Origin of the sequence: Brevibacillus sp. FSL L8-0520, assembly GCF_037963895.1 — a bacterium.
Classification (GTDB): domain Bacteria; phylum Bacillota; class Bacilli; order Brevibacillales; family Brevibacillaceae; genus Brevibacillus; species Brevibacillus borstelensis.
In genome coordinates, this window is record NZ_CP150171.1 from 219,877 (window position 1) to 240,600 (window position 20,724).

Below are 20,724 nucleotides of genomic sequence, written 5' to 3' on the forward strand. Positions count from 1 at the left end.
GGAAGGGATAGGTATGAGCAAGTTGTTTTCGATTCTGATGTGTATTGTTTTCACACTGGGAATCATCGTAGCAAGCATGTCGTCGGTTAACGAGTCAATAGTCAGCGATGGCGGTTTGCGCGATCGAGCGGTCAACTGGATTGATCAAGCTATTCCGTAAGTGAAATGCGATTAAAAAACAGATGTGTTAGGTATGGCCAAAATTTTGATTGCTTCAAACAAAAATAAACAAGGAGAGTGTCTGTTATGTCAAAAATGTTTTTTATCTTTCTTGCATGCGTGATGGTTCTGGGGATCGGAGTGAGCTCCTACGGATACGAGCTTACATGATACCTATACAAGCTCGGGAATTTTGATGTAGAGAGTCAATCTGACTTCTTTTTGTTTCTCTTTTGTGTATACAATTTCCTCCAAAATCTGTTTCAGCAAGTTGTTTTTTTGCTTTACGCTGGCCCTGTTATAAGTCTCCAGAACATGCACTACCGTTGGTATGATCTCCTGCCTTGCTTCGCGTACCTGATTAACCCTTCCCAGTTCCTCGTGAGCAGCTGCGATTTCCTCCCGAACACGGTTCATCTCCTCCAATATCGCCTTCTTACGCTCGCGATAGGTTTCCAAGTCGTATTCGCCGATTTCCAGTAACTCATGGGTACGGGCATTTTGCTTCTCCAGCTGAGAAAGCCGGTTATCTTTTTGCCTGATCATTTCTTGTATTGCCGATGTACCCGTTTCGTCGCGGCTTGGTAAGCTACTCTGAATTTCCTGTATCGTAACTGTGTAATTTTCGAGCCAGTGTTTAAGCTCTTGCAGCACTTTTTCCTCTACGATGTGAAGGTATGTAGAAGAGTTCTTTTTGCACACACAGGAAACAAGCGCTGGCGTTCTGGCGTTGGTTTTCCTCCGCATCATTCGTCCACAATGACCGCACTTTATGAGTCCTGCAAGTGGGTTTTGCAGTTCGTATGATTGTTTGATTGGCAGGTTTGCATTCATTTTTGCCAAGATCCTCTCTCGTTCCTCCAGCGTCCAAGCCTCCTGGTGGGCCTGATTACGGCTTAGCTGCCACTGATCTGCCGGAACCTTTCGTGCTTTCTCGCGCTGACGACCACTTTCATGATCAAAATACTTTCGGCGTTTCTTCTTGCCGATGGCGAGGTATCCAGTATAGTGGATGTTCTTTAGTATCGTGATAACGGAATGGTGAGTCCATATATCACCGGAAGGAGAAGGGATGTGCATTCCATTCAATCTCGATGCGATTGTTCCTGTCCCAAGGTTCAGATTCTCTTCCAAGTACCACTCCTTGATCATTTTTACGATCCGAAAGTTATCGTTTGGCACCAAGCGCAGTGTTTTTGGCTCGATGTCATAGCCATATGGAGGGCGGGTGAAAACATAACGACCCTCTTTTACGGATCGAATCCGGCCGGCATGCAGGTTTTTCTTGGTGTATTTCAGCACTTGTCGGTTCACAAACCCGCGCATTTCAAGACTGCTTTCTCCTTCCTCGGTTTCCAGATCGATAAGGCCTTCATAAGCGGTAACGAGCATGGTCTCTGTCACCTGGAATGTTTCGATGATCTCTCCTTGATCTTTCAATCCACCGCGGCTGAGGCGTGAGGTATCGATGCACAGTACAGCCTTGTACATCCCTTTGTGCATGTTTTCCAGCAATTTCATCATCTGCGGCCGTCCGTCAATCCGCTCGCCACTTTTTACTTCTTCCAGAATGTCCACGATCGTGTAGTTGTTTCGGTGTGCGATGTCCAGAAGCTCGCGGCGGTGGCGAGCCAACGTATCGTATGATTCACCTCGCTTTCTCGCTTCACGCTCTGCCTGGATGTCTTCCCGGGACTTCCGGAGGTAGATGGCAACGTCTTGGAGATTTTGCGGATAGTAGGGCATGTTGATTTTCCTTTCTTTGATTGGTTTCCCAAACTAACGCCATGGGTTCATCTGCATTAACTCTTCAATGTCGGACACTTGGATAACAAACTGTTCCAATTCATCAACCTCAAACCCTTGCTTTTCAACCCGTTTTCGAACAGCTTGAAGGTCAACTCCAAAATAACCCGGTTTAAGCGCATCAAGTGTGAGATCAGAATCGATGATGGAAACACCTCGGGCTGATTGATCAAAGTCTTCGGCATTCATGCGCTGGAAAGGGGCGTCTACCCGGAAATTGATCCGGTTTTTATTCCAGTCAATTACCCCTGGCTTAAATTTAAACACAAACCACAACGGTACCAGTTTTCCTTCATGATAATCATAATAAACTTTTATTTCAGCCATTACGGAATCACGATTCCTTTCTGTCCTTTTGAAATTAACTGTCGATTAAGCTGTTGGAGGATTCGCCTGGTTTCATCTGTCCAGTTTGCCGGATCTGCCTTACTGTACTGACTTTGCATCTGCTGGACAAACTCTTGACGGGACTTAGCTTCATATATGCGCCTTTCGATTTGCTCCAATCTGCGTTTGGCGAAAGGGGGTGTAACCTTGAACTGCTGGGCCAGCATGCCTACCGCCTCATTCTTATAGAGCGGAAGTTTTATCTCCTTTACCATGAAAAAGGGCATAGCTGCGTATAGTTGGAATTGATTAGCCTGCGTCTCCTGAAGTTCACGGAAGATCCGTGGAAGCATCAACTGATCACCAGCATGGCGTAGCGGATGGCATAATTCATGAAAAAAGACTTCTCGAATTTCCTCGATTGATTTGTTTGGATTAAGGAAAATTGCAGCATTGTCGTCATTCCAAATCGCTTCTTCTTTGGCGTTTGGTAAGTAAAACAGATCAATACCAAAAGAATGCGCAATCACGTCCATAACGAGGTCGGCAGGAGATTGGATTCCAATTGACTTGTATCGAGTTTGGATCCATTGCTCAAGTGGGGTGGTTTGGTAAAATTCGAACATAAATACCTCCATATATACAAACATACGTTCGAAAAGATGTGCAATAGAAAAGCCCTTTATGGGCTTATCTAACCATCAATATCTCGTCTGGATATTCATCATATGTCCTATTATCTAGCAAACGTCCGGTTCTGTGTTTTTGAACCCCGCCCCATTGCTTAAAGAAGAAAGCAACTTTTTGCTCGTCACATTGGTTTCTTATACTTCTTACCCATTCTTCTTGCATTGGCCGAGCTCCTGCACCGGATTCACCGCCCACGATAACCCAATGAATGTCTGTCAGGTCAAGATGATCTAACGGACCCAGAAGAGGTTCTAGTGATAAAAAACGAACATGCGACGGAACTTTTCTTAAGTCCTCGATACGGAATGATACGCTTTCGTTTTCCACACTTACGCCTTGCCAAACATTTTTAGGCCAAGGGAGGTGAGGAGCCAGTTCAGCAAGACGATCAGATCTTTTCGTAAGTATCTGGAACGTATGCCAAGATGCCTTTTCCATTGTTTCAAATACCTGAAGGATAAAATCATCAGGCACATCCTTATGGAACAGGTCAGACATTGAGTTTACAAAGATCCGTTTAGGCTTTTTCCATTTAAGAGGCAGCTCTATCAGATCATGGTGTAACGTCACGTTAAACCCGTTCTTATAACGAGGATTATTCATAGCGACTAATCTTTTTGCCATAGCTGCGGCGTAGCAGTGACGGCAACCTTCGGAAATTTTAGTGCATCCAGTTACGGGATTCCATGTTGCCTCTGTCCACTCAATTGTTGAGTTGGTGGCCATTTGAACATCCCTCCTTCGGTTACCATTATACCACACAGGGAACATTCGTTCTACATCATGATGGGAACGAGATTTTTGTTCCTGACGGGAATCCTGATTTACCTGTACGATTTACAGAAATTATACCTTCTTTTTCGAGAGGAGTCAGGGTTTTTCGTCGGATGTGCGAAGTTAAGTAAGCAGTTTCGGTGATAACAAATTGTTCAATGGTCTCTATACTTACAGTTTTTCCTGCAAAATTCTCAAGAAGTTCACGTCGAAGTGGAGATAAATCCGGTTCATCTTCAAAAAGGACCATTTGCCCTTTGTTGGTTGTATCCCTAAAGGTGAAGTTTCCTTGCGGATCAGCTTTCCACATGGCGGTCTTCATTTTATCTAACCCTATCTCATTGTTAGTGGCGTAAATAAGATCAAATATAGTTGCATTTCTTGTGTTTCTGATATCAAAAGTTCTTACATATTTAACTTTCGCTTCAGTATTAAGCTGATTAGCATACAAGCCAGTAAAAGCTTCATGTTTGTCAGGCCCAGTGAGATCTACAAATTCCTTCCACTCATCTGTACCATAGAGTTCAGTATGGTCAGTTGTATGTACTGAACGAACAACTCCAGAATACATGTGATTAAAGAATACTTCACAACTTTTATACGACATGATTCTTTTTACCAAGTCAAATGGTACTCCTTTTGTTCCGAAAGGATCAATAAATGCAAATGTGGGAGCCAGACTATTTTTGCCAAGTTTGTCCAATCCATCACTTAATACATCAGCGAACTCACCATGTTCAACCATAACTTTAAAATTATTCGGAAGCGTTAGGTCATCAATTTCTTCAATCAAAGATTCGTAATTGGACTTACTGGCCTCTGTAAACAAAAATACGAATTCTTTGTTCTGTAGTTTCGCTTTATGCGTGTTGTAAATATCATTGGCGATATTTAAGGCCATTATGGGTGAACCATCTTCACCGCCTGTGTAACGTCCCGGACCAGCAAAACCATCGATATATACAATTCTCGGGTTTGTAAAAGCCATGATCGGAAACCAAGCATTCAAATAATTTCTTAAGATTACGTGCTTAGCACGTGTATGTGCTGGCATTTCCCATGTCATGAAATTCCCTCCATTTATGCTAAAAGGCTATAGTTTAGTGACAATTTTGTGATTATTCTAAAACCTTAGAAAAAACAAAAACACCACTACAAAGTGTGTCGTGATGTTGTGTCGTGGTGTCATTGTTTACTGTTTTTCTCTTTCAACTTCCTGAAAATCTCCAACTGCAGATCCAACTGAGCCTGGAGAAACTCCTTCTCTTCCTCACTTACATCCTCTGGAAGTTCCAGGAAAGCTCGGTTCACGGGCTTTTCCTTTTTAACGGAAGGGGAGGGATCATTCGTCCGCCCGAGAAGGTAATCGACTTGCACATCGAAAAAATCGGCGATTCTTTCAAGAGTTTCATAATCCGGTTCTCGCCTATCTTTTTCATAGTGGGATAGGGCTGCACGGGTAATACCAAGACGCTTTGCGAGATCATCTTGGGTAAGTTTCATTTTGGTTCTAAGTTCAGAAATGCGTTCTCCGTACGCCAATGTTATCACCACCTATGAACCATTCTACTCTACAAAATGTATCATAAAAATATTTGCAACAAAATGTATCGCATTCTATTGACTTGCTACGATGTGTATCGTATGATTAGGTTAACAGTGATACAAAACGTCGCAAGAGAGGTGATGTAGATGCGAACACAGATGCTTATGCGTCGCAAAGCTTTGAAACTTACGCAAGAAGATGTTGCGAAACGTGCAGGAATGACAAGAGCTAACTACGCTCACATTGAGCGCGGGAGACACAACCCGAGTATCGAACAAATGAAGGAGATCGCAAAGGCTCTTAAAGTCAAACCAGATCTAAATTTTTTTGAGAATGATTGCGACGAAACGTATCATTCGGATGTGGATGACGAACCACAGACAGCCTGAAAGGACGATGAAAGGAGGTGAACCTATGGAACTGACTGAGCAACGCATCCGCGAAATTGTGCAGGAGGAGTTGGCTGCACACAAGGTACAGCCACCTCAATTGCAAATTCGCACGGTGGTGGATCCTCAGCAATCACAGATTATTCGATACATCGAAGAAGTGATTATGCCTCATCTTCGTCTTCATCATGATCTACTGAGAAACCTATGCGACGCGGAGAGCGCCCGTCTTCAACAGGAACTGCCATTAAAAGAAAGTTCAACTGATTAACATGCTGGATTAGTTCTGCATCCTTTCCATTTACCTGTCCATAAAAATGAATCAGGGAAGGATTGCTGTAACCTATTCCGGTTACATGCATGAGGATCGATTGCCCAAACGATGCGAGTCTAACTCCAACTTCGTGCTTTTCGTCTAGGTCAGACTCAAACTCCCGAATGGACTCCATGAGAATCTCGTACTGACGATCAGCAAGTTTATAGTCGCTAACTCGGATGGGTTTAATTGTATCAAACATAAATTCACCACCTTCCTTTTCTATCTTCTGAAGAACGCCACTCGCCAAAGTTCACGTTCTTCCGACAAACAGATTCGGTAGATAAGGTAGAAAATCCTACAACCCTGAAAGGAAGATGACCATTGAGAAGCAACCTGGCTCACAAGGAACAGGACTACACGTTCCACATCGGTCGTTCTGATCCAGCCAATATCCGGGTTTATGTGAAGTTAGTCCCCCGGGAAGAAATGACCCGGAAGTTGGCTCCGATCATCGCGGACATATACCGTATCCAGCCTGATATAGAAGGGAGTTGATCCAGTGGACTACTCAGAAATCAACGGTCTTCACGAAACCAACAGTGCAAAAGAAGCAAACGACCTACTCCAGAAGGGATGGACGTTGTACGACATCGAGAAGCGAAACGGTCGTTACACGTTCCTGCTGGTGATGCTGTAATACCGCTTTAATATCCATGTCACACAACTGCATAGAGCGCCGAAGAGCGGGAGCGAGCGATTGATCTGCAAAAGCAGGGAGCCGCGCCGTAATACATACCACCAGTTCTGCCGGGTAAGGAGAACAAGGTCAAGGTAGGGTCACTGCCAGGACTCGACGCTGCATGCAGTTGTGTGAGCGAAAGCGAGGTGACACATGATGTCGATCAGTCGTCATCCGGACTATGTACAAGCTGCTGATGAACTGAAGCAAGCCTTGGTCAACTACTGCCATGAAGTGACTAAGATTGCACCCGAACTAAAGGGGCAGACCGATCAGCTTATGCGAAGCGTGTTGATGCAGGATAACGCGATTTTTAACCAACTTCGTGTTCATGTAAAAGAAAACTCCCCGTCGTGACCGAGGGAGAGTCTGGAAGATGAGCATGTACCAATCATACCTTGATAACCAAATAGAGAAGAGGGGAACACATGGGGAACAGTAGCACGCAAGTCTCTTTATACTCACGATCACGGATAAGTGATATATGCGAGTATGCGTTCAAGCATCAGCGTACAGGCGAACACCTGACGTACGAAACACTTGGAAAGAAGATCGGACGATCGGCCAGATGGGTTTCAGATGTCATAAACGGACGAGCCACCCCGATGAGGGAGGATGCCGAGGATTTTGTACAAGCCTGCGGCAATCACTACGCTATCAGGATGATCAAACACCTCTACGGAGACGCTCCACCGCCAACTGATCCTCGATTGATGGGCAGTTTGACGGTCTCACTCAACAATCTGATCAAACAGTGTCGGGATGTAATCCAGGAAGCAGAGGTAGTGATTGAGTGGGAACGAACGCGGCGTCCATGGCAGGCAGTCACATCTGACGACGAACGAACACTGCAACATCTTGGGAAGCAAATCGAGGATCTTTTTCAGGCTGGTGACGATGTACATATCTTGATGGACGAGCGATACGGGATCGACCCGGTTGTACATCAACACAACTGGCTTGCAGAAGCGAAGGCGTTGGAAATTGTCGTCAGTGATCCGCGTGAGTTAATTCGCCGAGAGAGACAAGAGGCTCTGATGATGGGAGGGACGTTGCTATGACAGATTGTCTGGGATGTCTGGACGAGGAACAGCTGATCCACATTATCGATGCTCTACTGGATACTGCCAAACGAAGCGAGCAGCAAGGGATGGTACTAGATGCTCGGAAGAAGCGGATAACAGCACAAAAGGTAATGGAAATCAAACGGCAGCGTGAGGAGTCATGGATGAAGCTGATTTTAGGTAGGGGGAGGGAGGTAACAGCATGAGAGAACAAACGCTTCGAATGCAGTTGCACTTTTACCAGAGGATGATGATGGTTGCCAAAACGGCCGGCGACTTGGTGGCTCACGAAGTATACAAGCAGATCACTCGCCGGATCACAGACGAGATCAGACAAAAAGAAAAAAGCGCCTAAAGTAGACGCTTAAAAAAATCACCTACAGATAGGTTATCACACGGCTTTAAGGAGGACAAGCATATGAAACTTCTTTCTTCTCAGATAGCTGATCTACAGCGTGAACTTAACAACCTGGAACGCGAGCGCCGCGAAGCAGATGACGATTGGCGTAGAGTTGATGCTGAATACGTCCGGCTTAAACGACAACGCGAGGAATTGGATGTCCATAAACGCGAGCTGTCTCACGAGATCGAGTGGCGTACCAGGGAACTGGCTGCGCTGCAGGAGGCGACACGACATGCCGCAACTGCCTGACTTCCCCGAGTACGTCGAGCAAACTGAGCCAACCAGACAAAAGCTGCAGAAACCTCTGGTATTTGATATAGACGATGACAACCTGGAGTGGACCGTTCGGGATGTAATCGAAGAACTGGAGTATTTGGTTGATTTACGGGCAACGATGACGCCAGAAGATTTCCACGAGGAAGTACGAGAGCAGGCAAAACGCTTGTTGAGGTAACAGGGCTTCGGCCCTGCGTGCAGGATCAGTACTGCTGGTTTTGCACGGAGGATCGAACCTCCAGCAATGGTGGCGGCGTGGCAGACCACGGTTGTTCGGCACGTCGCTACATACATAACGAGGCAAAAGATCGTGGAGCAACAGAGGGTTGCAACGGCCGGCAGATGTGGGAAGGCCTGCTGGCAGCCTCGTGACTAAAGGAAGGAGGAATGGGAGAGATCGTCTCGGTAAAAGAAAAGACCCCGCGGCAACGGGATCTTTGGTTGATAAATCACGATTGGGAATCTACTTCAATCGTAGCTTATCAGCCCTCACAAATCAATAGGGAGTGATTTTGATGGCTTTAGCAGTTACCTCGACAAAGGAAATGGGCCGCGAACAATGGCTCCAGTTCCGCCGGAAGGGAATTGGCGGTAGCGACGCTGCTGCAATCGCCGGACTGAGCAAATGGAAGTCACCAGTGGCAGTTTATCTCGAAAAGACGGGACAAGCTCCACTCGAAGAGGCTCAAAGTGAAGCAGCTCATTTCGGTACGATCCTGGAGGACGTGGTTGCCCAAGAGTTCAGTAGGCGTACAGGTTTGAAAGTAAAGCGGCGAAATGCCATCCTCCAGCATCCTGACTATCCCTTTATGCTGGCAAACGTTGACCGGCTGATTGTCGGAGAGCGTGTCGGCCTGGAGTGCAAAACGGCCAGTGAATACCTAAAGAGCGAATGGGAAGGAGAAGAGATACCTGCTCCTTATCTACTTCAATGCCAGCACTATATGGCGGTAACCGGGTACGATGCCTGGTGGATCGCCGTCCTGATTGGCGGCAACAAGTTTGTTTACAAAAAGATCGAACGAGACGAGGAGATCATCCAGTTCCTGATCGGTCTGGAATCAGACTTCTGGAACAACCACGTGGTGCCTCAGGTTCCCCCGATGGTAGACGGTACGGAAGCATCGACAGAGCTGCTGAAAAAGATGTACCCGGTCGCGGTGGCCGGTAGTGAAATACATTTGCCCTCTGATGCCGAACTTCTAATCACCGAGTGGGAAGTGGCGAAGGCCAACCTGAAGACAGCGGAGGAACGAGTCACCGAGTTAGAAAACAGGCTCAAGGCTTTGCTGGGTGAGAATGAAGTCGGTGTTTCCAGAACGCACGTCGTGACATGGAGAACCGTAACATCAGAGCGAGTCGACAGCAAACGACTAGCGAAAGAGCAACCAGAAATATATCGGCAGTATCTCAAACCATCCGTATCGCGCCGGTTCGGCATAAAGCCAACTGCATAAGGAGGATAGAGTGCATGGCAACAAACGCAAGTCTGAAAACCCAACTGCAGGGCAGCACAACGAAACAACCGTCACCTGCAGCCACGATCAAATCGTTCCTGGATTCTCCGAGCATCAAGAAGCGCTTTGAAGAAATCATGGACAAACGGGCGCCGCAGTTCATGAGTAGTATTGTGAATCTTTATGCGTCTGATGGTTACCTTCAAAAATGCGAGCCGATGAGCGTTATTTCATCGGCAATGGTAGCCGCAACGTTGGACTTACCTATTGACAAAAACCTTGGCTACGCCTGGGTGGTCCCGTACAAAGACAAGTCCGGTAGGCAGATCGCACAGTTTCAGTTGGGCTACAAAGGATACATCCAACTGGCATTACGAACCGCAAAATACAAAGCGATCAACGTAATTGAGGTTCATGAGGGCGAGTTGCAAAAGTGGAATCCGCTGACGGAAGAACTGGTAATCGACTTTGAAAAGAAAAAGTCGGAATCAATAATCGGTTACGCCGGATATTTCGAGCTTATCAACGGATTTCGCAAGACGGTGTATTGGACAAAAGAACAGATTGAAGCCCACCGAAAGAAGTTTTCCAAGAGTGATTTCGGTTGGAAAAACGATTACGACGCGATGGCTAAAAAGACCGTCATCCGCAACATGCTTTCCAAGTGGGGCATTCTCTCCATAGAGATGCAGCAAGCATATACCGAAGAATCCGAGCCACAAGAGAATATGGCCGCTGAAACGAATTCCGTCGTGATCGATACGGATTTCCAAGTTATCGACGACGAATCGGGGCCAGATTCTGAAACAAATGAACCATCAGAAGAAAGCCGAGAAGATCATCAAGAATCGACAGAATTTGATCCTGCTGAGATCGACTCATTGTTTGGATCGAGATGAACGAACGGACTCAATGGTTTCTCCTCCCGGATCTGTACCGCACGCTAAACGATCCAGAAACGCTAAAGCGATTTGCCGCAGCTTACATGCTGCGGTACTACCCGGGATGGGAACCAATCAAGATCAAACATTACAGAGTTTTGGCGGAGAGGAGGGGGATGGATGAGTCATAACCGTTTTGATATTGAGCGATACAAGGAGATGGCTCTAAATCTACTCTCGAAATTGGATGACAAAGTCCGCGAGGAATTAGAGGTAATACTGACTGACGCTGCATACCTACACGTGATGGAAATATCGAAGTGCGAATCTCCGATCGAGTCAATCCTGCTTATGTGGTTAAGGCACTATTTTCAGGCGCGTGAGCAGGAATACAAACAGTGGGATAACTTCCCTCTAATAACCATCGAGCCACAAAGAACGGTAGAACGAGGAAAGAAAAAATATCGAATAGACATTGCTTTAGATTGCTCGTTTAAGGGGAAAAAGCACAGCTTTGCTATTGAATGTGATGGTCATAATTTCCACGAAAAGACGAAAGAACAAGCGGCAAGAGATAAGCAACGAGATAGAGACTTGCAATCCATGGAATACCGGGTGCTTCGTTTTACTGGTTCGGAGATTTGGGATCGACCATCGAAGTGTGCTTATGATGCACTCAAGATTGTGGAGAAAATAACAGGCATCCATGACGAAGAAATCGCTTATCTCCAAAAGATATATCCGGATAACAATTGGTGATGAAAGTTCAACGGGAGGAGGCGTTTTTGCAAAATGGTTAGTCCACAACCCACAGACGCACACCTTAGATTAGCACACTCACTCTTCGAAGAGATCGCCATGCGAGACTTCTCAAAGCGTCAGCGAAGCATCATTGACTTGGTGCTGAGGTTGAGTTGGGGGTGCGGTAAAAAAGCATGGATGTATGACGGATACGCAGATTTTGAGGCTGTTGGCGTGTATCGAAATGTAGTGAGCGAAGAGCTGCAGTATCTGGAAAGGAACCGAGTTATTAAGTGGTTTCCAGAACATCGAATCATCATGTTCAACAAACATTTTGACGATTGGACGATAGCACGCAAGAAAAAAACATCATCGGAACACATGAAAAAGCTGGTTAACAACAGCTTACAAAACATTGAAGTCACCAATGTTTTGTTGTCGACGCTACTACAAAACATTGATGCGAACAACGAATCATTGTCGGAAACAACAAAAAATATGACAAGTGACAATGAAAAATATGATGGGGATAACTCTTCAAACTCTTGTGGCTCTAAGAGTAAAGAGGGGTCTAAAGAAAGTCTTTTAAATAAATCTTTTAAAATATCTTCTTCTACGAACGAGATACATACCGAGATCGGCATTAATGACACCGTTTCGGAAGAAGAGCCTGAACTGAATGAAATGGAATTGGCATTTAGGCGTGTGGAAGAAAAGATGATCGCGAAAACAGGGCGCATGTACTACTTGAAAGGCGAGGAACCCAAAAATATCCATTCGTTCCTTCTCAGCGGAGGAACAGTGGACATGCTCCTCGCTGCTATAGACGAAGCTTTTGAACAGTATCAGCCACGGTATCCAAATGACAAGATAACGTCGATCAACTATTGCCTAACATTTGCATGGAAAAAGCTAGAACGAAGCAGAGCGATCGGGAATGGAAAAGACGCGCAAGCAATGCCTGTTCGTAGTCATCCTCAGCCAAGACAGAGACGAAACAATGTCGTACCAATGGTGGACAAGCTTCCAGCGTCCGTTCAATGGCAGCTTGAGCAACAAAGCGTACAGCAGCATATGGGCCCCGAAGAACCTAAGACGATCGAAGATTATCCCGAGTTAAAGGCCATGCTTGAGCAACTTCGCCAAAAACAAAAACAAGCCCGATAGGAGGAGCGATCATGCAAGCACTTCAAAACGTTTTCAGTTTTCAAGAAAAGCAGGTACGGGTTGTCGTGAAGGATGGAGAACCATGGTTTGTGGCGCGCGATGTGTGCGAGGTTCTGGAGATCAGCAAAAGTTTTGATGACAAGTTATATGTCCATGTTTTTGACATTTTGTCTCTTGCGGGAGAAATCATCAGCGAATATTCCAGGGAGAACAAGAAAAAAGCTTGGGAATGCATGAAGCTTGCATCAACAATGTACCACTCTTGGAAGGGACCAAAAAACATAACTACTTTCAATAATCTTTACGGAGCGATGGCCACTCATCTCACATGGATTTCTGATATTTCCACAAATGAATTTGCTCTGCAGGATCTGTTTAAATCGCGCGTCAAGGAACTCATATCACCAGAGGCAGAGATCGTTAGCGTTCCGAGGTTAAAAAAGCATTGGCCAGATTCATTTGTTAAGTTGGGAGATGAAGTCATACCAGTTGAGGTCAAATTGGATGCCTTTGACAATAAGGCTCTAAGGCAGCTAATGCGCTACATGAAAGCTTATGATGCGCAACGGGGACTAGCAGTTGCTGGTCGGCTCACTGTGGAACTGCCTACTAACATATCATTCATTGAACTGAAAATCGGATAAAGGTGGGATGAAACAATGAAACAACTTCGGATCTTTGATAACTCTGAGTTCGGCCAAATCAGAATGATCGAAATAAATGGCAAACCTCATGCTGTCGGCAATGACGTTGCAAAGTCGCTTGGATATGCAAGGCCATATGAAGCAGTTACTACTCACTGCAAGGGGGCGGTAACTTACCGTGTCCTTACAGATGGCGGGGAGCAGGAAGTAAAAGCGATTCCGGAAGGCGATATATACAGGCTTATAGTAAAAGCTGCGGATCAAAGCAGAAATACCGAGATCAAAGAAAAGGCAGAGCGTTTTGAAAGATGGATTTTTGACGATGTTATCCCTGCTATTCGTAAGACTGGGGCATACGCTGTCGATCAAAACAAAGTCGTCCCCCTCAGCGAACGCCAGGCGTTGATTCAATCACTCAAGTTGACCGCGGAGCTGGCTGAAGAGGTTGAGGAAGTCAAAACGATCGCACAAACACATAGCCAAAAAATCATTGAGCTTGAGCAAAAAGTGGATGAGCAGATCACCATCGATCACGGTGAACAGCGAGCGCTTCAAAAGGCAGTTGCTCGTCGAGTGTATGAGATCGAGAGCGATCAGCAGCGACGCCGTGAACTATTCCGTCAACTGCATCGGGAAATCAAGGATCGGTGGGCAGTGGCAAGTTACCGGGATGTACGTAGGACGGAACTGCAACAAGTACTACGCTACGTAGATGCGTGGATGCCACGACGGACAGCATAGGAGGGAAAAGCATGGGAATTCGGACAAGCCAAGCGAACCGTGGACAAGCATTTGAACAACTCTTGAACTTCACGAATCTCCAGTACGAACGGGCCGGTATCGCGCTTATTCACAAACGCCCTACACCTATGAAGCCCCTCCGCAAACAGGGATTCCACTTCATTGCAACCTTTGAGAAAAAATCGACAGTGGATTATGACGGGGTGTACCGAGGAAAAGCAATTTACTTCGAGGCTAAATCTACCCGAGAAGAGACTCGTTTCCCCCTGGATAATATTGAGCATCATCAAATCACTCACTTGGAAAGGGCCGAACAACAGGGGGCTATTTGCTTCTTCCTAATTGAGTTCGCGAAATCACAAGAAGTATTCTTTGTCCCCTTGTCAACGATTCGGCACTACATGCTTCACGCCCAAACTGGCGGACGCAAAAGCATTCCAAAAGACGATTTCGAGTACTACGCATATGCCGTACAAAACACAAAAAGGGCCGCGCTGGATTACCTGCTATGGGTAGACAAGCTAATAGGCGAGGCGGCGTAAAAGAGGGAGCGTGTGGAAGATGAGCAATCCACAAAAGCCAAAGCGTCAGGCACCTGTAATTGTCCCAAGGAAAATAGCTGAATGGGCAAGGAACGAAAGCGGAATCGGTCGCCTAAACAATTACAAAGTGGGCGGCGGCCGGCCGTCTTGGAATGGACGGAGGTAGTTCACCCTGGATACCGTTTTCCATGCTCTCCAAACAGCTCACGGACAGCATTGTATTGACGAACATGGAGGTCTGGGAAGACAATCCCCACTTCACCAGCGGCTAACTCCAAGCGATCGGAAGGCTGCTCTATAGAGAAAGGCAGCTCCATTGTATTCAAAGCTTCTTTCAAAAAAGTTACGTCTCCCCAAGGTACCGGAAAGTAAAAAGACTTTTCCATGTGATCACACTCCTGCAGGAAGCTTAGCACAGGCCGATGAGACAAGAAAAGAGGGATCAGTATGAACTTTGTTGAGCCAATCAGAGATAAAGCAAAACTGGAAGAGCTGAAAGCACTATTGAAAAAGCAATCGGCAAGGAACGGATTTTTGCTGATGTTCGGCATCAACACAGGGCTACGGATTTCGGATATTCTGCCTTTGAAGGTTGAGGATGTGCGTAACAAGTCACACCTGTTGATTACAGAAAAGAAGACTGGAAAGCGAAAACGATTCAAGTTAAACCAGCAGTTACAAGAAGCAATCAGAAGCTACACCCAGGGAATGGACGATGAGGAGTTCTTGTTCGCGTCGTCAAAGAGGCCTCAGCCGATAACGAGGGTTCGGGCCTACCAGATTCTGAACGGAACTGCCCGTAAGATCGGGCTGAGCGAAGTTGGCACACACACTCTGCGGAAGACGTTTGGGTACCACTTCTATCAGCGGACAAGGGACATAGCGACGCTGCAGATGATATTCAATCACAGCCACCCGGCGATCACGCTGCGCTATATAGGAATCACGCAGGATTTGATTGACGAGGCCGTGGATGGATTCAGCTTATAGTTTCACAATCTCAATTATGTAAAATAGCAGGCCATTACTGACCTGCCTCGGCTGAAACCTGATCTACTGAATTATCTTCAAAAATCAAAATATCACTAATGCTGCATTGGAAATAAGTGCAAAGCTTTGTGAGCAAATCGCGCGGATATCGCTCCATCTCGTCGTTGTACAAGAGGCGGACGGATTCCAGACGATAATCTATATCGCGCGCGATCGCACGAATGGAAACTCCTTTTGTTTCAGCAAGTGTTTTCAGATTCGAACATAATCTCATTGGCCAACCCCCCTTTTATAGGAAGTATAAACTGTCTCGGAAAAAGTGTCAAAAGGATATTGACTCGCAAAACGAGACATTGTATTATTAAGACAATAAATGACTCGCAAAACGAGACGGTTGGAGGTAATGAGATATGGAAAAATGGTATGTTCTGATGCTTGATGAGAAAGGCAAACGAATTTGGGTAGAGACGACAGACCTAACCTTGTGGAATAACGGGAAGATCGGATCGCCAAAAGTTCATAACAAGAAACTGTGTTCGATAGTCGCAGTATTTCCTGCAAAGTAAACGGGCGGTCCAGACCGCCCGGCTTAACAAAATGCTCAGTTTGATTATCAGGAGGGGAAAGGATGAGCATCTATTCTGAAGGAAAGGCATTTGGGTGGGATCGACCGCTCAGAGAAGAGGAGCGTAAGGATATCGAGACTCTTTTGCCGTATCACAATCCGCATGGCTCAGTACACAGGGCGTTAATGCGTTTACTGTGCGCCGAAAAGGCAGCAAACGAACAAAACGAAGCCCTGGTAAAAGCGATCGAGTCTTACATGCAGATCGAGAAGGACATGGAAGCTGACTGCGAACGTTTTTTGAATAAGATTAAGCAGTTGAGTGCTGAAAACGAACGCCTGAAAGCTGAGAACGTTCGGGTGGTAGCTGCTGCGGGAGCCGGATACGAGAAACTTGTCCATGCTTTACGGTGGTACGCTAGTGACGGAAGAGAGATCGGATTGAGTGATTGGGAACTTGCCCGCAACACGTTGAAAGAACTCGGGTTATGGCGGTCTTAACAAATAGTTATTCAGATAAGAGGGAGGTGCGTTAGATGATCGGTTGGAACGATTTTGGTGGAAAGAGATTCACAATAATGGTCATTATTCTGTATCCGTTCCTGCTCTTAAGATATTGGTTTATCTTACTTCGTTGTTCTGTAAAAGGACATGAGTTGGTGAAGTACCCATCCTTTAATTTTTGCAGACGTTGCAATAGGTACTTCTTCAAAAATAATTAACCACAATAGTTACTCAGAAAAGGGAGGAAAGAACGATGAATAAACAAGCAGTTTTGGCCGTTCTGAACAGCCTGGAAGTAGCGGAAATTAACGGTGGGGAAGACGCTTATATCCTGGTCGCTAACAACGAGGAAAACCGCAAGAAACTGAATGACGTTGGTGTCTCGGACGAAACGATTCGTAAATACGGTGGTGACGATGAGTTCATTTGCATCCTAGCTTTGGCATTTCACGAAGGGTACGCAGATAACTACGAAAGTGGAAAGTTTGTACAGTGGGGGCCGATAGACGATGAGTTGCGCCACCGGGTCCTGAACGGCGAGGGAACGGCACTGGATGCCGAGAGGCTTCTGAAAGAGTTGGAACGGTTTGAGAGCGTTGTTAAGCCTGAAATCGACTGGTACAAGACCAGTAATACACTGATTGAAGTGAACAAATCGTTCTGCCCACGTTGTGATGAGCCTTTTCATGAGATCGATGGGCACGAATTAGATTCTTGCCCGCATTGTGAAATGACGCTAGTTGGTGAAAGCATCTCGTGGGATGAACAAGTATATGTCCGCATCTATGTAGACCACAAAACAGGTGAATTGAAGGTCTGGGGTGCAGATTCGGATGATTAACGGTAATTATGAAAAACGGGGAGGAAAAGCGAATGGAATACAAACTGTTCCAAGTTAAAGAGGATTATGCGGAGTATATCATTGCACGCACTCCAGAAGAGGCGTTGCAAGACCACAATTCTCGCGTCGATGAAGAATTTCACGCGACTATCGAAGAGGTGAGTGTAGTCGCAATGGATGAAGTTGGGCGCTTTGAAACTGAGTCAGGCGACTACAAAACCATGACATTCGGGCAGTTTGTCGATGAAATGTTGGGTGACGACTTTGTTTATGAAAGGCCCGTGTTACTTTGCTGGCATGAATGACTGAACAAAACACACGATTTGCAAAAGGGAGGAAATAAAAATGCTAATTTCCATGGGCAAAGGTGACATCGCGGTTATGTTTTGCTCGGATCGAGAGGATAAGCAGCAGAACGGAATTGCTTTTGTGAAAAGGAACGTAACTTATCCTGTAGCAGTGGATGTTGATTGTGATGTTACGGATGAAGAAATTGAAAACGGCACGCTTGGACACCTGACTTTTTCCAATCCTAAGTCAATTGATGCGGTTATCACCCAATTGACCAGGCTGAAAGAAAAGATGGGTGTTTAACACATCATTACTTGTGAGAAGAGGGATGACCAGATGTACATCCGGATTGACGGACAAGACATCCCAGTACTGGACGACTTGGCAAGCATGTCACTAGGGAGATTAAAAGCTGAGAAAAAGCGTCTGGGCCCGATCTACTCAAAACGATTCGAATTGAAACGCATCGAGGAATACATGGCAATCATGGTTTACCTGTCAATCTGCACGATGATCCAGAATATAGAGAACAACATTAATCGTTGGCATCGAATAGACAACGGGAGGGAAAATAGTGATTGCAAACCTTAGTCAAGCTCATCTTATGCAGATCAAGCTAACGCAAAGGGAATGCCGGGCGGTCGCAAAGGATATCGGGGCCAAGATCCGAAGAACGCGAAATGGAATCAACTTGACCATGGCAGACGGAGAAAAACACATCTTTCACGGCTACATGGAGATGTATGGGTTCTTGATTAAGCAAGTCAAGTAGGAGGGGAACGGGATGCAAGCAGGACTTGAAGTGACTGAAGAAACGCACCGGGGATTTCGGTCAGAAGAAGATAATGCCCAGGGCGAGAACTGCTGGAGTTGCGGACATTGGTTAATCGGAGGCGGCTGCTGGAAGAATGGCCAGATGAGTGAAGCAGGTTGGCGAGATACCGGACCAAACGATTCCTGCGATGAATGGGTAGCAGAAGGAACGGACGGAACTATTACAGGGCTGATTGCAAGTCATAACGCTGGGGAAGGTGAATCTGATGCAAGCAGGACGTGAGTTGGATGCCTTAGTTGCTGGAGCGCTCAAAGGATGGGAGCCCGGGTTCATCGAGCACTTGAAAGAAAACGATGGATGGATCCTTATTCGGAATTATTCCACTGATTGGAGGAAGATGGGAGAATTGGTGGAGGAGGCTCGGAAAGAAGAGATTTATCTTGAATATTCTCATGCGTTGAACGGTGGCTATTATGGCGTTAGTTGTATCTTTAAAAACGGTGAGTATCAGATTCATCATGAAGCAGTAGAAGCTGTACCGACAGCTCCGCACGCTATATGCCTGGCGTATTTGAAGGCGAAGGGTGTGTCTGTATGAAAGGGTTGATCGGACGAGGAAAATGTTCTTGGTGCCATAAGAGCAAGATGACCATTCAGTTTGCATACGACAACGCAATTCCGCCGTTATACGCCGAAAAGACCGGGGTTCAGTTGTGTAAACATTGTCTCAAGGACCTGTCGGGGCACAAGCGGCTGCGGTGATTTAACATAAGAGAAATTGTGATCATCCCCATAGTTGAAATTGATAACAGTTTGAATTATAATGTTATCAAAGATAACGACAGGGAGAGATGATCATGATCATGGTGAGCAATGCTGAGATCGAAAAGTTACTCGGGTGGAAAAAGGGGAAGGCAGGCGTCTATGCGAGCAGAAACATCCTGCCTGACCCCGTGCAAGTTCTGTCTTGTGGTAGGCTTTGGAATCTTGAGGACATCCTGTTTACGGCCGCTGAGCGTGGATGGGCGGTCAATCAAGAAGTCTTGAGTGAGATCCATAGGTCTGTTGTCCAAAACACACCAGAGACTAAAGGTGCGCTGCAAGCCGAGATAAACAGCATGAAAAATCACCTCAGGACCCTACAGGATGAGTTACAGAAAATGCAGAAACAAAATCAAGCTTTGAACGATGCTTCCAAGTCTCTCGAACATCAAGTTGAACAACAACGTGCAAAGCTGGTATACATGCAAAACGAGGTTGCCGAACGCGAAACAAAAGTGGATCGATTGCGGGAAGAAGAAAAGCGACTTGATGAGTGGATAACAATCAAAAGAAGTGACGTTAGCAAAGATAACAAACGTTAGGAGATTTAACATAATATTTCGCGAGTATAAAAACAAAAAAATAGCCCCCCATTTCAGGGAGCCCAAACGTTTTCTACGCCAAGAAAATTATACCATGGGCAACCTGCGAAGGGGGAGCGAAGATGAGCACACAAATGTCATTCCTGCCGAAAATCGACCGTAAAGAGACACAGAGAAGGGTTGAGGAAGCCCTGGAGACTGCGCGAGTATACAACCAGATCGGGTTTGTAAGACGGGAAATCGGCAGCACACCATCGTATGAACCAAGGTTCCACGGCCAGACCAATAAAACAAGCACACCAGCCGAAGCATGCGCAACCTGGAACGTTGACCAAGAGGAGAGAATTAAAACGCTCACAGAGCGCGTAGAATGGGCGGTGAGCCGTCTTGCGAGCAAGCAAAGGGAAATCATAAGAAAACGCTATTTGGAGTCTGAGGATGCCGTAGATTACGTCATATGCGGTGAACTGAACATGAGCAAGCGGACATACGAGCGCGAGAAGGCCAGGGCTTTCTATATGCTGGCGCTAATGTTGCGGCTTGAGGTGGTCGAGCAAGAGAGTGCGTAAAAATCGTGGCGGCAAAATGGCGGTTTTTTGGCGGGATATTGGCGTGTTGTTTGGTTAATCCGGTGATACGATGGTAGTGTAAAATAAAAGGACGAGCCACTCGGGAAACTGGGTGGCTTTTTACGTGGGGTGAAACCATGGGAATGACTTTAGTCAAGATCACGATGCCTTCAACACCCGAAGGAAAGTTAGTCGACTGGGAAGACTGCGTGCAAAGACA

Annotated in this window: 36 protein-coding genes; 28 read left to right on the forward strand and 8 right to left on the reverse strand. The window is 46.1% G+C overall.

The window, feature by feature from the left end; all coding sequences use genetic code 11:
- The first annotated feature begins 13 nt into the window (after window positions 1–13).
- Window positions 14–160, forward strand: coding sequence for a hypothetical protein (locus tag NSQ24_RS01195; protein ID WP_170208410.1), 147 nt, complete (start codon window positions 14–16; stop codon window positions 158–160).
- A gap of 173 nt (window positions 161–333) precedes the next feature.
- On the opposite strand, the gene NSQ24_RS01200 is transcribed toward NSQ24_RS01195, so the two are convergent.
- The 6 genes from NSQ24_RS01200 to NSQ24_RS01225 form a co-directional block, all read right to left on the reverse strand.
- On the reverse strand, window positions 334–1,905 hold the full coding sequence (locus NSQ24_RS01200; protein WP_339167017.1) for a recombinase family protein: 1,572 nt from the start codon (window positions 1,903–1,905) through the stop codon (window positions 334–336).
- A 33-nt stretch (window positions 1,906–1,938) separates the two neighbouring features.
- Window positions 1,939–2,292, reverse strand: coding sequence for a hypothetical protein (locus tag NSQ24_RS01205; RefSeq protein WP_339167019.1), 354 nt, complete (start codon window positions 2,290–2,292; stop codon window positions 1,939–1,941).
- Entirely contained in the window at window positions 2,292–2,918 is a 627-nt protein-coding gene (locus NSQ24_RS01210; RefSeq protein ID WP_339167021.1) for an ImmA/IrrE family metallo-endopeptidase, read from the reverse strand. Before NSQ24_RS01210 ends, NSQ24_RS01205 begins: the two co-directional genes overlap by 1 nt.
- Window positions 2,919–2,982: 64 nt before the next feature.
- Window positions 2,983–3,708 (reverse strand): phage Gp37/Gp68 family protein, encoded by a 726-nt coding sequence (locus NSQ24_RS01215; RefSeq protein WP_026557488.1) that lies wholly within the window; start codon window positions 3,706–3,708, stop codon window positions 2,983–2,985.
- A gap of 55 nt (window positions 3,709–3,763) precedes the next feature.
- Complete coding sequence (locus tag NSQ24_RS01220) at window positions 3,764–4,822, reverse strand: three-Cys-motif partner protein TcmP (protein ID WP_051353897.1); 1,059 nt, start codon at window positions 4,820–4,822, stop codon at window positions 3,764–3,766.
- Between the two features lie 119 nt (window positions 4,823–4,941).
- On the reverse strand, window positions 4,942–5,298 hold the full coding sequence (locus tag NSQ24_RS01225) for a helix-turn-helix transcriptional regulator (RefSeq protein ID WP_339167025.1): 357 nt from the start codon (window positions 5,296–5,298) through the stop codon (window positions 4,942–4,944).
- Window positions 5,299–5,448: 150 nt separating this feature from the next.
- Between NSQ24_RS01225 and NSQ24_RS01230 the strand changes: the two genes are divergently transcribed.
- From NSQ24_RS01230 to NSQ24_RS01310, 17 genes are all read left to right on the forward strand, one after another.
- On the forward strand, window positions 5,449–5,691 hold the full coding sequence (locus NSQ24_RS01230) for a helix-turn-helix transcriptional regulator (RefSeq protein WP_339167026.1): 243 nt from the start codon (window positions 5,449–5,451) through the stop codon (window positions 5,689–5,691).
- A 25-nt stretch (window positions 5,692–5,716) separates the two neighbouring features.
- A complete protein-coding gene (locus tag NSQ24_RS01235) occupies window positions 5,717–5,962 on the forward strand; it encodes a hypothetical protein (protein WP_339167027.1) in 246 nt (81 codons plus the stop codon).
- A gap of 369 nt (window positions 5,963–6,331) precedes the next feature.
- Window positions 6,332–6,505 carry a hypothetical protein gene (locus NSQ24_RS01240; protein ID WP_339167028.1) on the forward strand — a complete coding sequence of 58 codons (174 nt, stop codon included), beginning with the start codon at window positions 6,332–6,334 and terminating at the stop codon, window positions 6,503–6,505.
- A gap of 4 nt (window positions 6,506–6,509) precedes the next feature.
- Complete coding sequence (locus tag NSQ24_RS01245; protein WP_339167030.1) at window positions 6,510–6,647, forward strand: hypothetical protein; 138 nt, start codon at window positions 6,510–6,512, stop codon at window positions 6,645–6,647.
- A gap of 195 nt (window positions 6,648–6,842) precedes the next feature.
- The gene (locus tag NSQ24_RS01250; RefSeq protein ID WP_251255966.1) at window positions 6,843–7,046 is read left to right on the forward strand and encodes a hypothetical protein; all 204 of its coding nucleotides are present in this window, start codon (window positions 6,843–6,845) and stop codon (window positions 7,044–7,046) included.
- Window positions 7,047–7,117: 71 nt separating this feature from the next.
- The gene (locus tag NSQ24_RS01255; RefSeq protein ID WP_339167033.1) at window positions 7,118–7,750 is read left to right on the forward strand and encodes a helix-turn-helix transcriptional regulator; all 633 of its coding nucleotides are present in this window, start codon (window positions 7,118–7,120) and stop codon (window positions 7,748–7,750) included.
- Window positions 7,747–7,959: a hypothetical protein gene (locus NSQ24_RS01260; protein ID WP_339167035.1), complete on the forward strand. Its 213-nt coding sequence runs from the start codon at window positions 7,747–7,749 to the stop codon at window positions 7,957–7,959. The genes NSQ24_RS01255 and NSQ24_RS01260 overlap by 4 nt, the downstream gene beginning before the upstream one ends.
- Window positions 7,956–8,108 carry a hypothetical protein gene (locus NSQ24_RS01265; RefSeq protein WP_339167037.1) on the forward strand — a complete coding sequence of 51 codons (153 nt, stop codon included), beginning with the start codon at window positions 7,956–7,958 and terminating at the stop codon, window positions 8,106–8,108. The genes NSQ24_RS01260 and NSQ24_RS01265 overlap by 4 nt, the downstream gene beginning before the upstream one ends.
- A 63-nt stretch (window positions 8,109–8,171) precedes the next feature.
- Window positions 8,172–8,405, forward strand: a complete 234-nt coding sequence (locus NSQ24_RS01270; protein WP_339167038.1) for a hypothetical protein — start codon at window positions 8,172–8,174, stop codon at window positions 8,403–8,405.
- Window positions 8,389–8,610, forward strand: a complete 222-nt coding sequence (locus NSQ24_RS01275; RefSeq protein WP_339167039.1) for a hypothetical protein — start codon at window positions 8,389–8,391, stop codon at window positions 8,608–8,610. Before NSQ24_RS01270 ends, NSQ24_RS01275 begins: the two co-directional genes overlap by 17 nt.
- Before the next feature lie 334 nt (window positions 8,611–8,944).
- Complete coding sequence (locus NSQ24_RS01280; protein WP_339167041.1) at window positions 8,945–9,889, forward strand: YqaJ viral recombinase family protein; 945 nt, start codon at window positions 8,945–8,947, stop codon at window positions 9,887–9,889.
- A 14-nt stretch (window positions 9,890–9,903) separates the two neighbouring features.
- On the forward strand, window positions 9,904–10,788 hold the full coding sequence (locus tag NSQ24_RS01285) for a recombinase RecT (protein WP_122957719.1): 885 nt from the start codon (window positions 9,904–9,906) through the stop codon (window positions 10,786–10,788).
- A 162-nt stretch (window positions 10,789–10,950) separates the two neighbouring features.
- Window positions 10,951–11,529 carry a DUF559 domain-containing protein gene (locus NSQ24_RS01290; protein WP_122957720.1) on the forward strand — a complete coding sequence of 193 codons (579 nt, stop codon included), beginning with the start codon at window positions 10,951–10,953 and terminating at the stop codon, window positions 11,527–11,529.
- 33 nt (window positions 11,530–11,562) lie between these two features.
- Window positions 11,563–12,678, forward strand: coding sequence for a replication protein (locus NSQ24_RS01295; RefSeq protein WP_122957721.1), 1,116 nt, complete (start codon window positions 11,563–11,565; stop codon window positions 12,676–12,678).
- Window positions 12,679–12,689: 11 nt separating this feature from the next.
- Window positions 12,690–13,322 (forward strand): BRO family protein, encoded by a 633-nt coding sequence (locus tag NSQ24_RS01300; protein WP_122957722.1) that lies wholly within the window; start codon window positions 12,690–12,692, stop codon window positions 13,320–13,322.
- 15 nt (window positions 13,323–13,337) lie between these two features.
- Entirely contained in the window at window positions 13,338–14,063 is a 726-nt protein-coding gene (locus tag NSQ24_RS01305) for a BRO family protein (RefSeq protein ID WP_251255955.1), read from the forward strand.
- 11 nt (window positions 14,064–14,074) lie between these two features.
- A complete protein-coding gene (locus NSQ24_RS01310; protein WP_339167046.1) occupies window positions 14,075–14,605 on the forward strand; it encodes a Holliday junction resolvase RecU in 531 nt (176 codons plus the stop codon).
- 167 nt (window positions 14,606–14,772) lie between these two features.
- Here the strand turns inward: NSQ24_RS01310 and NSQ24_RS01315 are convergent, their stop codons facing one another.
- Window positions 14,773–14,991, reverse strand: coding sequence for a hypothetical protein (locus NSQ24_RS01315; protein WP_122958952.1), 219 nt, complete (start codon window positions 14,989–14,991; stop codon window positions 14,773–14,775).
- A gap of 61 nt (window positions 14,992–15,052) precedes the next feature.
- Here NSQ24_RS01315 and NSQ24_RS01320 point away from each other — a divergent pair, with 61 nt between their 5' ends.
- The gene (locus NSQ24_RS01320) at window positions 15,053–15,595 is read left to right on the forward strand and encodes a site-specific integrase (RefSeq protein ID WP_122958953.1); all 543 of its coding nucleotides are present in this window, start codon (window positions 15,053–15,055) and stop codon (window positions 15,593–15,595) included.
- 34 nt (window positions 15,596–15,629) lie between these two features.
- Here NSQ24_RS01320 and NSQ24_RS01325 read toward each other — a convergent pair whose 3' ends face one another.
- Window positions 15,630–15,869 (reverse strand): helix-turn-helix transcriptional regulator, encoded by a 240-nt coding sequence (locus tag NSQ24_RS01325; protein WP_122958954.1) that lies wholly within the window; start codon window positions 15,867–15,869, stop codon window positions 15,630–15,632.
- 354 nt (window positions 15,870–16,223) lie between these two features.
- On the opposite strand from NSQ24_RS01325, the gene NSQ24_RS01330 reads away from it, so the two are divergent.
- The 9 genes from NSQ24_RS01330 to NSQ24_RS01370 all read left to right on the forward strand — a co-directional run bounded on the left by NSQ24_RS01330 (window position 16,224) and on the right by NSQ24_RS01370 (window position 20,504).
- Window positions 16,224–16,661: a hypothetical protein gene (locus tag NSQ24_RS01330; protein WP_311068179.1), complete on the forward strand. Its 438-nt coding sequence runs from the start codon at window positions 16,224–16,226 to the stop codon at window positions 16,659–16,661.
- Window positions 16,662–16,917: 256 nt separating this feature from the next.
- Complete coding sequence (locus NSQ24_RS01335; protein WP_339167050.1) at window positions 16,918–17,505, forward strand: hypothetical protein; 588 nt, start codon at window positions 16,918–16,920, stop codon at window positions 17,503–17,505.
- A 32-nt stretch (window positions 17,506–17,537) separates the two neighbouring features.
- On the forward strand, window positions 17,538–17,810 hold the full coding sequence (locus NSQ24_RS01340; RefSeq protein ID WP_339167052.1) for a hypothetical protein: 273 nt from the start codon (window positions 17,538–17,540) through the stop codon (window positions 17,808–17,810).
- A 40-nt stretch (window positions 17,811–17,850) separates the two neighbouring features.
- Window positions 17,851–18,099: a hypothetical protein gene (locus tag NSQ24_RS01345; RefSeq protein ID WP_339167054.1), complete on the forward strand. Its 249-nt coding sequence runs from the start codon at window positions 17,851–17,853 to the stop codon at window positions 18,097–18,099.
- Between the two features lie 271 nt (window positions 18,100–18,370).
- A complete protein-coding gene (locus tag NSQ24_RS01350; RefSeq protein WP_339167056.1) occupies window positions 18,371–18,568 on the forward strand; it encodes a hypothetical protein in 198 nt (65 codons plus the stop codon).
- A gap of 12 nt (window positions 18,569–18,580) precedes the next feature.
- On the forward strand, window positions 18,581–18,853 hold the full coding sequence (locus tag NSQ24_RS01355) for a hypothetical protein (RefSeq protein ID WP_339167058.1): 273 nt from the start codon (window positions 18,581–18,583) through the stop codon (window positions 18,851–18,853).
- Window positions 18,837–19,169: a hypothetical protein gene (locus NSQ24_RS01360; protein WP_339167060.1), complete on the forward strand. Its 333-nt coding sequence runs from the start codon at window positions 18,837–18,839 to the stop codon at window positions 19,167–19,169. Before NSQ24_RS01355 ends, NSQ24_RS01360 begins: the two co-directional genes overlap by 17 nt.
- A gap of 259 nt (window positions 19,170–19,428) precedes the next feature.
- A complete protein-coding gene (locus NSQ24_RS01365; RefSeq protein WP_339167062.1) occupies window positions 19,429–19,935 on the forward strand; it encodes a hypothetical protein in 507 nt (168 codons plus the stop codon).
- Window positions 19,936–20,057: 122 nt separating this feature from the next.
- Window positions 20,058–20,504 carry an ArpU family phage packaging/lysis transcriptional regulator gene (locus tag NSQ24_RS01370; RefSeq protein WP_339167064.1) on the forward strand — a complete coding sequence of 149 codons (447 nt, stop codon included), beginning with the start codon at window positions 20,058–20,060 and terminating at the stop codon, window positions 20,502–20,504.
- Window positions 20,505–20,724: the final 220 nt, after the last annotated feature.